This is a genomic window from Kitasatospora sp. NPDC004723 (assembly GCF_040609255.1).
Lineage (GTDB): Bacteria > Actinomycetota > Actinomycetes > Streptomycetales > Streptomycetaceae > Kitasatospora.
This window is the reverse complement of record NZ_JBEXJT010000085.1, coordinates 1-8,736: the sequence shown is the minus strand read 5'-3', so window position 1 is coordinate 8,736 and position 8,736 is coordinate 1. Positions and strand designations below refer to the sequence as shown.

The 8,736-nt window shown below is 69.7% G+C and carries 13 protein-coding genes and 1 pseudogene; 5 read left to right on the top strand and 9 right to left on the bottom strand.

From position 1 onward, the window contains the following. Positions 1-40 precede the first annotated feature (40 nt). A complete protein-coding gene (locus ABZW10_RS38350; protein WP_355376248.1) occupies positions 41-922 on the bottom strand; it encodes a hypothetical protein in 882 nt (293 codons plus the stop codon). Between the two features lie 204 nt (positions 923-1,126). Here ABZW10_RS38350 and ABZW10_RS38345 point away from each other — a divergent pair, with 204 nt between their 5' ends. The 3 genes from ABZW10_RS38345 to ABZW10_RS38335 are packed head-to-tail and all read left to right on the top strand — an operon-like array spanning position 1,127 to position 2,257. Further along, positions 1,127-1,564, top strand: coding sequence for a hypothetical protein (locus tag ABZW10_RS38345; RefSeq protein ID WP_355376245.1), 438 nt, complete (start codon positions 1,127-1,129; stop codon positions 1,562-1,564). Continuing rightward, positions 1,561-1,767, top strand: a complete 207-nt coding sequence (locus ABZW10_RS38340; RefSeq protein WP_355376242.1) for a hypothetical protein — start codon at positions 1,561-1,563, stop codon at positions 1,765-1,767. The genes ABZW10_RS38345 and ABZW10_RS38340 overlap by 4 nt, the downstream gene beginning before the upstream one ends. A gap of 25 nt (positions 1,768-1,792) precedes the next feature. Next, positions 1,793-2,257: a hypothetical protein gene (locus tag ABZW10_RS38335; RefSeq protein ID WP_355376240.1), complete on the top strand. Its 465-nt coding sequence runs from the start codon at positions 1,793-1,795 to the stop codon at positions 2,255-2,257. A 170-nt stretch (positions 2,258-2,427) separates the two neighbouring features. Here ABZW10_RS38335 and ABZW10_RS38330 read toward each other — a convergent pair whose 3' ends face one another. Both ABZW10_RS38330 and ABZW10_RS38325 read right to left on the bottom strand, forming a co-directional pair. After that, complete coding sequence (locus tag ABZW10_RS38330; protein WP_355376237.1) at positions 2,428-3,303, bottom strand: PIN domain-containing protein; 876 nt, start codon at positions 3,301-3,303, stop codon at positions 2,428-2,430. A gap of 320 nt (positions 3,304-3,623) precedes the next feature. Beyond that, positions 3,624-3,938, bottom strand: a complete 315-nt coding sequence (locus ABZW10_RS38325) for a hypothetical protein (RefSeq protein ID WP_355376254.1) — start codon at positions 3,936-3,938, stop codon at positions 3,624-3,626. A 381-nt stretch (positions 3,939-4,319) separates the two neighbouring features. Here ABZW10_RS38325 and ABZW10_RS38320 point away from each other — a divergent pair, with 381 nt between their 5' ends. Then, a complete protein-coding gene (locus ABZW10_RS38320; protein WP_355376235.1) occupies positions 4,320-4,682 on the top strand; it encodes a hypothetical protein in 363 nt (120 codons plus the stop codon). A 226-nt stretch (positions 4,683-4,908) separates the two neighbouring features. Here ABZW10_RS38320 and ABZW10_RS38315 read toward each other — a convergent pair whose 3' ends face one another. Further along, the gene (locus tag ABZW10_RS38315) at positions 4,909-5,376 is read right to left on the bottom strand and encodes a DUF6194 family protein (RefSeq protein ID WP_355376251.1); all 468 of its coding nucleotides are present in this window, start codon (positions 5,374-5,376) and stop codon (positions 4,909-4,911) included. 47 nt (positions 5,377-5,423) lie between these two features. Between ABZW10_RS38315 and ABZW10_RS38310 the strand changes: the two genes are divergently transcribed. After that, on the top strand, positions 5,424-6,176 hold the full coding sequence (locus ABZW10_RS38310) for a MerR family transcriptional regulator (protein ID WP_355376232.1): 753 nt from the start codon (positions 5,424-5,426) through the stop codon (positions 6,174-6,176). On the opposite strand, the gene ABZW10_RS38305 is transcribed toward ABZW10_RS38310, so the two are convergent. The 5 genes and pseudogenes from ABZW10_RS38305 to ABZW10_RS38285 form a co-directional block, all read right to left on the bottom strand. Further along, complete coding sequence (locus ABZW10_RS38305) at positions 6,142-6,756, bottom strand: hypothetical protein (RefSeq protein ID WP_355376229.1); 615 nt, start codon at positions 6,754-6,756, stop codon at positions 6,142-6,144. The two genes, ABZW10_RS38310 and ABZW10_RS38305, sit on opposite strands and share 35 nt — an antisense overlap. A 40-nt stretch (positions 6,757-6,796) precedes the next feature. Then, complete coding sequence (locus ABZW10_RS38300) at positions 6,797-7,075, bottom strand: hypothetical protein (RefSeq protein ID WP_355376226.1); 279 nt, start codon at positions 7,073-7,075, stop codon at positions 6,797-6,799. A 21-nt stretch (positions 7,076-7,096) separates the two neighbouring features. Continuing rightward, positions 7,097-7,210: pseudogene (locus tag ABZW10_RS38295) on the bottom strand (NAD(P)H dehydrogenase); the annotation flags it as partial. Positions 7,211-7,248: 38 nt separating this feature from the next. Beyond that, the gene (locus tag ABZW10_RS38290; RefSeq protein ID WP_355376223.1) at positions 7,249-7,464 is read right to left on the bottom strand and encodes a hypothetical protein; all 216 of its coding nucleotides are present in this window, start codon (positions 7,462-7,464) and stop codon (positions 7,249-7,251) included. Positions 7,465-7,706: 242 nt separating this feature from the next. Then, positions 7,707-8,492, bottom strand: a complete 786-nt coding sequence (locus ABZW10_RS38285; RefSeq protein ID WP_355376221.1) for an SDR family NAD(P)-dependent oxidoreductase — start codon at positions 8,490-8,492, stop codon at positions 7,707-7,709. Positions 8,493-8,736: the final 244 nt, after the last annotated feature.

Sequence of the window (8,736 nt, the reverse complement as noted above, 5' to 3'; positions counted from 1 at the left end):
TGCAGATGTCGCAATCCACACCGAGCCAGAAGGCCCTCACTCATTTCAAGATCACCCGGCCGTGAGCCCTGTCACCAACCTCCGTGGTCAGTACAGCTAGGGCGTAGCGTGGCCCGGCCATGGACGCGGCCGCCACGTCGAGGCCCTGCTGCGGGTGTCCGAGGTCGAGTGCCTGGTGGGCCATGGCCCGCAGGACGTGGGCGGCCATCGCGGGGTCGTCCGCCTCTGAGGCCAGTTCCACCGCGACCGTGTAGTAGTGCTGGGCGGTGGTGTGCTCACTGTTGTCGAAGGCGGTCCAGCCGGCCAGGTAGGCGAGGTCGGCTGCGGCGGAGAACATGGCGTGGCGGACGCGCTCGTTGGCGAACGATCCGCGGAGGAAGGCGCTGACGTCGGTGACGAGGTACTGGGCGATGGCCGTGCGCCCGTGGCCGCCGCCGCGCCGCTGGTCGGGTCTGGAGAAGAGGCCGGTCATCTCGCGCACAGCTTCGACGTCGGCCTGGCCGGCGATTTGGCGTGTCAGGCTTCGGGTGGCGCCGGTGCGCGCCATGTTGTCCCACCACGAGTCGGCCGGGATGCCCAGTGCGCCGATCGAGTAGGCGAGCGTGCGTAGGGCTTGCCTGCGTTCCACGTCCACGTCGATTCGTCCGAGAGCCGCTAAGGCTTTCAGCGTATCCAAGTCCCAGTCCCGCAGATCTGCTGACTCCTGCCCCAACCCCATCGTCGCCAGGCTGACGTCGCGTCCCAGCTTCTTCGACAGGACCTCCGCGAGGTAGTCCGGCAGCCTTCCCGACGGAGTCACGCCGTACTGGACCCACTGCGTGACCGAGGACTTGTTCGGTCGCGCACGGTCGTTGTCGCGGGTGGCCAGTGCGCTCAGGGCGCGGGCGAGGGTTTCGTTGGGGATGCCCGCTTCGCGGATCAACTGTCCGAGCTTCTCGTTGGGTTGCCGCACCCGCCCCACGGCGCCTCCCGACGCTCCGTCAAACCGGTTAAACCGCCGACCGTGGTCACCACCTTACGCCCAGTCAGCATCTGCTGATTTCCTTCTCGCACAAGCCGCATTCTGGCCGCTCAACGAGGAGTTGACCGTCCCCGTTGCTGGCGCTCGCCCCCTGGGAGTATCGCGATGACCGCTGATGCCGAACTGTACATGCCCGACAAGTCCCCCCTCGCCTCTGCGCCGCCCGCCGTAGCCCTCTACGCCACGTCGGAAGGGATCTCGCGCCCGCTGACCGCGCTCGGGCAGTGCGCGGAGCAGGCGCAGCTCCGGCGCTGGGCGGTCTCGTCGCGCGAGGAGTTCTGGGACTGCGCGCCGGTGGGCCGTCAGCGGCTCGACGCCAGGGTGCAGTGGGGGCGGGTGTTGCAGCAGGCCGAGATCGGCATGGTCCAGGGGGTGGTCGTGCACCGGCTGGCGGACGTGGTTCCGGACGCGGAGGCCTACGTCCGGTTGGCGGGGTGGGCGGCCGACAACAGGGTCTTCCTGCTGTTCGTGGACGGTGGCTCGTACGGTCCGCTGCACCTGGTGGGCCGGGCGCCCGCCGTGTCGCCGGTGGTGTCGGCGTGAGCGCCGGAGGGTCGGTGGAGCAGGCGCAGCGGGCGGCCGTGGCGCTGGCCGTGGCGCTGGGCCGGATCGACTGCGTGGTTCCGACCATCGACGCGTACCCGGAGCCGGTGGGGCCGGCCGGGGAGCCGATGGTCCGGTTCGGGCTGGTGCCCGCCGCGACCGTGGAGAAGCTGGCGCGGTTCATCGACGAGCACGTTCCGTAAAGACAGACAGGCAGGAGGTGTCGCGATGCCGCAGCGGGCGCGTGTGGTGAACCTGATGGAGTTCGCGTATCCCGCGAGTGTCCGGCGGCTGCGCGGCCGAGTCGCCAAGGCCTTGCAGGCCTGGGGCGTGCGGCTGGAGGACGAACCGGCGACGGCCGTCGCCGTGGTCGTCAGCAACACGTTCGCCGCCGCCCTGCGGTTGACCATCGAGGAGAGCAGTCCGGCCGTCACGGTGTGCCTGATCCTCGTCGGCCGGGAGCTGACGGTGGAGGTGCGCAGCGGCACCGGCGTCTTTCCGGATGCGCGGCCGCGTGAGGCCGTCCGGCTCCCGCAGATCCTGGCCGTCCACACCACCGACACCGGGGTTGAGCGGCGCCTGGGCGGTGCGCGGGTGTGGGCCACCACCGTGCTGCCCGTGGGCGCCCTGCAGCGCCGCGCCCGCCATCGGCGCCGGCGTCGATGGCGGCCTTGGTGCCGCGTTCTCGTCTGACCACCCCTTGTTCCGACCTGACCCATCGATGTGAAAGGGCCTGATCGTGTCCGCCCCGCTCAAGGAGTACGCCCCCGTTCGGCGCCCGTTGGTGCCTCCCGCGCTGCCGCCGGCCAATTCGGCCGGGCTGCGCTCGGGGGTCGAGAGTGCTGGGCATGTGCTTCAGGGTGTCACAGGCTGGGGCACGGGCTGGGGCTACGGGGGCAGGCGCCGGTGCAGGCCTTCTGGTCCTTACGGAACTCGTTGCCGAGCGTGAGGGTTGGCAGCTGGAGCTGGCCGGCGCGCAGGCGCATGTTCCGGTCGTTGGTGAGCACGTGGACGCCTGCGGTGGGGTTCAGGTGGTGGAGTTCGTCGGCGCACATGAGGATCTGCCAGTCGGTGTCGGTGTTGTGGGCCGGTCCGGGCGGGGCGAGGCGGGTTTCGAGGGTGACGTTCTCACGGATCTGGGCGGGTTGGCCGGGCGGGGCGGTGAGCAGCGCGGTGTCGAGGTACCTGATCGCGCTGGTGGCACGCCTGGCGAGGTCGCCTTCGCCGTACTTCTGCCGGTCGAGTTCGCCGATGACCTCTTGGGGGACGATCAGGCGCACCGCGGTGACGCGTTGGCCGATGGCCCGCCGTACGACCGTGCGCCAGTCGATGGTGTCGGGCCGGTTGTAGTGGTTGAGCATGTTGGTGTCGTAGACCACGGGCAGGCCGGGCCGGGTTGCGTAGGCCTTGAGCGCTTCGAGTTCCTCGCGGGCCCGGATCAGGGTGGGGATCTGGATGTTCAGTTCGTGCAGGACGATGCGGTGGAGGATCGGTTGCCGGGGGGTACCGGTGGCTTGGAGGAGGTTCCAGAACGTCGCGGTGTGCAGCGTGGCGGTGAAGTCGGGGGCGGCGAAGGGGAGCAGCTTCTCCACCGCGTGGCTGATGATGGACAGGTAGGGCTCGCGAGCTGGGCGGTGTTGCTGGCGGGTAAGCAGGTCACGGAGACCGTCGAGTAGGTCCAGAGCGGCTTCGAGGCCGTGTTCGGCGTGCCGGATGGTGAAGGGGGCATGGAGTCGCATGCCCCGGATCGTGGCAGACGGGTGCCCGTCCTGCGTCCTCCCCGCGCAGGCGGGGGTCAGCCGGCCCGTAGGGCCACCGGCCCCCTGTCAGGGGTGTCCTCCTCGCGCAGGCGGGGGTCAGCTGGTCTGGATCGCGGTCTCCAGAGCTGCTGGCTGACCCCCGCGCGTGCGGTGAGGACGCCGGCGGGGTGGAGGACGCGTTCGGCACCCGCGGCTGACCGCCGCCTGCGCGGGGAGCACCTGCTCCTCCTGGTGGCCGGTCTCAAGGTCGGCTGCCCCCCTACGGGCACGGGTAGGACGTTCTTCGCTGAGCTGCTCGTCTACTCGAACGGTTCGTTGGTCCAGCGGAACCAGGCCTGGTCGCCGTCGATGTGAAGGAGGAACTCGGCGACGGGCCCTGTTGGCGCGGCTAGAAGCAGGTTGCCGCAGATCTGATCGATGACCGGCTCCCACTGGTCCCAGTCCTCCGCTTCGAGTAGCGCGAGCTCCCGATCGAACAGCGGCCTCCAGGCAGCGAATGCCGGCGTCGCTTCGAAGCGACCGGACAGCCAGGGGAAGTCGGCCTCCTCGATCACGATCTCTCCGACCAACCCATCCTCCTGCAGCAGCCGCCAGACCTCGCCAGCCTCCGACACGCCGTCGCTCTCCACCTCATCACCAACCGATCTGGCAACACCCTGCCACGCATCTGCGACAACCAGCCCAAGGGACTGACTCCCAACCCTGCGTGGAGAAGAGCCGGTCTGCTCGTCGACCAGCCGCCGAACGTGCCGCTGCCCCCGCGCCTGCGCGGGGAGGACGCCTCACCCTCGACCTACGTCTCCGGTTCGGACGGCTGACCCCCGCCTGCGCGGGGAAGACAGCGGCCTCGGATCGCAGAAGCGCGGACGACGGGACAGGCCACGGCGAGCACGGTGGTCATCCGCGGCATCAACTCCTGGACGCTGGTGCTGGCGAAGGACAGGTGTCACAAGGACCCTGGTGATCACTCAGGGACAGACCGTATATTCCAGCGCATGAGTGATCAGCGCCCTGTTCACAACGAGTTCAACGGAACGGTCGAGGGCAGGCTCGTGCAGGCCAGCACCATCAGCATCGGTCACGCTCCCCAGGAGCCGTCTGACCTGCCCGGAGATCGAGACGACGAAGCGCTGAAGACGGACAGGCACCAGTCCCTGCGCAACACGGCGAACGGGCACTTCGCGGGAGACGTCATCCAGGCCGCCCACATCGACATCGCGGACTTCTCCGACATCGCCGGCCAAGCCCGGCCAGCCGCCGCCGGGCGCCCGGCACCCGTCGCCGAGGAGCCGCAGAGGACGGAACGAGAGTCCGGTATCCGCCGCTACCTGCGGAGACCCCGTCGAGATCGCGGTTAGAACTGGCCCGCCGGGCTGGATCCGGCTGCCCCCGACATCGACCAGGCTGACCCCCGCCCCTGCGGGGAGGACCGGGCGCCGTGGCGTTTCTCGTCGGTTCCGGGCGGCTGAGCCGCCTTCTCTGGGGGTAACCGTGTGGCGCGAGGCGACTAGAGACCACTTTGTGCAGCTCAGCGCCGGTGTGAGCGACACTATCGTGTGCAACACCTGTGGCGCCAGAACTGCATCAGGCAGGTCCTGGTTCCTGCCGCCGCGCGAACCGCGCACGAGCAGCCTCGTGAGCGCTGCGTAGTAGCTGCACAACCGTGTCCGTCGTGCGCTCACCGGGATTGACGACGCAGATCCAGCCGAGCGCCCCGTATACCGGGTGCGGCATCACACTGTCGGCGGCTGCGTAGTCGCGAGGGCGGCTGATGCTGCGGGGCTCCTCTCCAGTGAGTTCCTGGAAGGTCGCACGGTCGACGTGGACGTTCACGCGCCAGCGGCCCGGAGGGTCGAGGTCGGAAGCGGCGTCGTCGGGGTAGTTCTTGGTGACGATCGTTCCGTAGGGCTGAACGTTCTTGGGTGTCTGGCCGTCGGGGGCGTAGTAGAAGAACGCGTCCCCCCATGCGAGTTCGGGGAAGTCGCCTCCCGGTTCCGGGACAAGCACGTGCGCGCCGTCGAGGTTTCGCACGGTCGTGATGATCTGTTCCATACTCATGGTTCAAGCATTACCTTCAAGTGCCTATGTGGGGTTGGCTGGTGGACGAGACCACGAGCGGTTCGCGACGAGTACCGCTGAGAACCGTCGATGTCGCCAGAGAGTCGGGGTACTCGCTGCAACAGGTGCGTGACCTGGAGCGGCTGGGAGTCATTCCCTCAGCCGCTCGATCGAGCAACGGTTACCGTTCATACACATCAGCTCACGTGCATGCTCTTCGCGCCTATCGCGGGCTCGCCAGCACTATCGGGCCTGTCGCAGCCCGGCAGATGCTCGCGGGGCTGCGGACGCAGACGATCGCGGCGGCAGCCTCGGCGATCAGCGCCGTGCACGTTCGGCTCGCGCGGGAACGGGACGAGACTCTGCGTGCTCAACAGGCGTTGAGTGCGATCCAGAGTGAGACGAACACACCCGAGTTCGAGCAGGAGAGCGATGCGATGACGATCACGCAGCTGGCCGCAGCGCTTGATGTGCGTCCCTCAACCCTGCGGTTCTGGGAGCAGGAAGGGCTCGTCATCCCCGAGCGAGTGACGTCACTGCGAGCACGTCGCTACGGGCTTTCAGCGATCAGAGCGGCCCGAATCGTCGCGGCCCTCCGCGGCATCGGTTACGGCATTCCCGCAGTGCGCGACATCATGGTCTCCCTGCGCCAGCTCGACGGCCTGGGAGAAACCCAACACATCCTGCAACAACGTCTTGACCAGATCGCCATGCGGACCGTGGCACTGCTTCGAGCGGGCGCAGACTTGGCAGCCGTTGTCACATCCGCTCAGGAAGCGCCGATCGCCCGATAGACCCGGATCGCCTCACGTGCCGACGAACCGGGTCGGTGGCTGACTCAGCCTCGTTGGTCAGAGCTCTGGTCAGGTCCCGGTTGGCCTCCCTCGCGGCATCGAGATCGGATCGGGCGTCCTCCAACGCGGAGGTCAGTTCGACGTTGTGCTGCTCCAGCCTCGTGAGCTTCCGCTGGAGCTCGTCGATGTCCGCTGGGGCTCCGAGCCCTGACTCCTGCCATGCCCGAGCACCCAGCGCCTGCGACAGCCGCTTCTCCAGCTGCTGAATGCGGGCGGCCAGAAGAAGATCGTCGGCCTCACCCCGCTCGGCCTGGCCGCCGCCGAAGCCCTCGGCGACGACCGCGACATGGGCGGCCACGCCCGCGGCGCCGGCCTCACCGGCGCACCCCACGCCATGCTCGTCAACGAACTCATCATCACCGCCGTCACCGACACCACCACGGGCGGCGAGGCGTTCGGCCCGGCTCCGGGTCCGGCTGAAGACGCCCACCAGGTCCGCGCCCGCGCGCCGGAACCCTTCCATGTGGAGTCCGCCGGCCCAGCCCGCGCCGATCACTGCCACTCGTGTTTTCGCGTTCATCGGAGCCTCTCGCCTCGGTGGTGATGGGGGGTCGCGGGGTTCACGCGTGCCGGGAGTCCGCGGCGGCGAGGGCCGCCGCGGGGTCCGTGCGGGCGCCGGGGGCCCACAGCTCACGGGCGGACGGCAGGCCGGCGGCGACGTACCGCGCCGCCATCCGGGCGATCCGGCCGCCCACGAAGCGCGCCGCCTCGATCTGGTCGGCCGTCAGGCGCCCGGAGTCCGGCGCCGTCAGCGACAGGCCGTACGGGTTGCCGCCGATCCGGCGCAGCACGGGGTGGGTGTATCCGGTGGGGACGATCAGCGAGCCCCAGTGGAACATCGTGTGGTACAGCGCGAGCAGCGCGGCCTCCTGGCCTCCGTTGGGCAGCGAGGCGCTGGTGAAGCCGGTGACGGGCTTGTCGGCCAGCCGACCGTGCAGGGCGAGCGGGCTCGTGGTGTCGAGGAAGGCCTTCAGCGGGGCCGCGGCGTTGCCGAACCAGGTCGGGGTCCCGATCAGCAGCCGTCGGCCCAGGCGAGGTCGTCGAGGGTGGGCGCGGGAAGGCGGTCGTCCGGCGTGCGGGGACCCGCGCCGGCGGGCGCCTCCTGCGCGGTCAGGGCCCGGACGCGGACCTCCGCGTTCCCGGCCGCGGCGCCTTCCGCCAGGTGTTCGGCGACCTGGGAGATCACCCCGCTCGAACTGAAGTAGATGACGGCGATTCGGGGTTGCATGTCCTGCTGCCCTTCCGCTCCCTGAGGGGCGGCTCCTCGGCCGCGCCCTTCGTGGACCATCCTTCGCGAGGGGCGGTACCGGGGCGTCAGAGCAGTACCGTCACAAACTCCGTCACCCGCTGGGGAGTTGGGGAATGGACAGCCGGGGCGGCAGCGGGAAACGCAAAAAGACCGGGGTTCCGTCCCGCTGCAGCGGGACGGAACCCCGGTCCGTCAGTGCGGCCGGGCCCTACGGCGAGGGATCAGGGGCCGACGTGCGGGGCGCGGGCGGCCGAGGAGCCGTCACGGACCACCTCGCCCGTGAGATTGCCATTGGCGCCCGAGCCGAGGAACACCACCAGCTTGGCGACGTCGTCCGAGACGGAGAGGCGACGGGTCGGCGTGCCGGCGGCGATCCGGTCGGCGATGGCCTTGGGGACCGGGCGGCTGTCGGTCAGCGTGAAGCCGGGGGCCACCACGTTGACCAGGATGCCGTCCCGGCCCGCCTCCCAGGCGAGGCTGCGGGCCAGCCCGTAGAGGCCGGACTTGGACGTGCCGTAGGGGCCGGGGCCGGGCACGCCCTCCTCGGCGACGCTGGAGGAGATCAGCACGATCCGGCCCCAGCCGCGCGAGCGCATGCCCGGCAGGACGGCCCGCACCTGGGCGGCGGCGCCGATCAGGTTGGCGCTGACCATGGCCTGCCACTCCTCCAGCGGGACGTGCTCGAAGCGGACGCTCGGGTCCGGCGGGCCGTCGCCGCCCCAGCGCACGGCGTTGGCGACGAGGACGTCGATCCTGCCCCAGTGCGCCACCACGGCCGCGACGGCCTCCTCGACGGTCTCCAGGGCCTCGAGGTCGAGCCGGACCGCGAACGCCTGGCCTCCCGCGCCCTCGATCTCGGAGACGACCTTCTCGGCCTTCTCCGGGTTGTTGCGGTAGCTGATGGCGACCCGGGCGCCCTCCTGCGCGTACGCCCGGGCGGTCGCGGCGCCGATGCCGGTCGAGGCGCCGGTGACCAGGACCACGCGGTCCTTGAGTTCGGTTTCCATCGTGCGGGGTGTCCTCTCCTGCGGAAGTGCGTGATGGGTGCCTGTGGTTCCTGTGGTGCGTGGTGGTGTCGGTGTTGCGTGATGGTGCGTGGCGGTACGTGCGGCGGAGGCCCGCCTGAGAAAGTGTTGGGTAATTGATCAACTGCGTGCCGTGATGCGTTGGCGGTGATCTTCGCGGGCGTGGCGTCCGCGAAGATAACCGCCAGGTGTGTGTGTGGGTGGAATCCGTCCAAAGACAAATAGT

What these genes read in the sequence shown, in the direction of transcription:
- ABZW10_RS38305 (WP_355376229.1), bottom strand. Translation starts at nt 6,756, where the DNA reads ATGAACGCGAAAACACGAGTGGCAGTGATCGGCGCGGGCTGGGCCGGC.
- ABZW10_RS38315 (WP_355376251.1), bottom strand. Translation starts at nt 5,376, where the DNA reads ATGGAACAGATCATCACGACCGTGCGAAACCTCGACGGCGCGCACGTG.
- ABZW10_RS38285 (WP_355376221.1), bottom strand. Translation starts at nt 8,492, where the DNA reads ATGGAAACCGAACTCAAGGACCGCGTGGTCCTGGTCACCGGCGCCTCG.
- ABZW10_RS38320 (WP_355376235.1), top strand. Translation starts at nt 4,320, where the DNA reads ATGAGTGATCAGCGCCCTGTTCACAACGAGTTCAACGGAACGGTCGAG.
- ABZW10_RS38290 (WP_355376223.1), bottom strand. Translation starts at nt 7,464, where the DNA reads ATGCAACCCCGAATCGCCGTCATCTACTTCAGTTCGAGCGGGGTGATC.
- ABZW10_RS38300 (WP_355376226.1), bottom strand. Translation starts at nt 7,075, where the DNA reads ATGTTCCACTGGGGCTCGCTGATCGTCCCCACCGGATACACCCACCCC.
- ABZW10_RS38345 (WP_355376245.1), top strand. Translation starts at nt 1,127, where the DNA reads ATGACCGCTGATGCCGAACTGTACATGCCCGACAAGTCCCCCCTCGCC.
- ABZW10_RS38330 (WP_355376237.1), bottom strand. Translation starts at nt 3,303, where the DNA reads ATGCGACTCCATGCCCCCTTCACCATCCGGCACGCCGAACACGGCCTC.
- ABZW10_RS38335 (WP_355376240.1), top strand. Translation starts at nt 1,793, where the DNA reads ATGCCGCAGCGGGCGCGTGTGGTGAACCTGATGGAGTTCGCGTATCCC.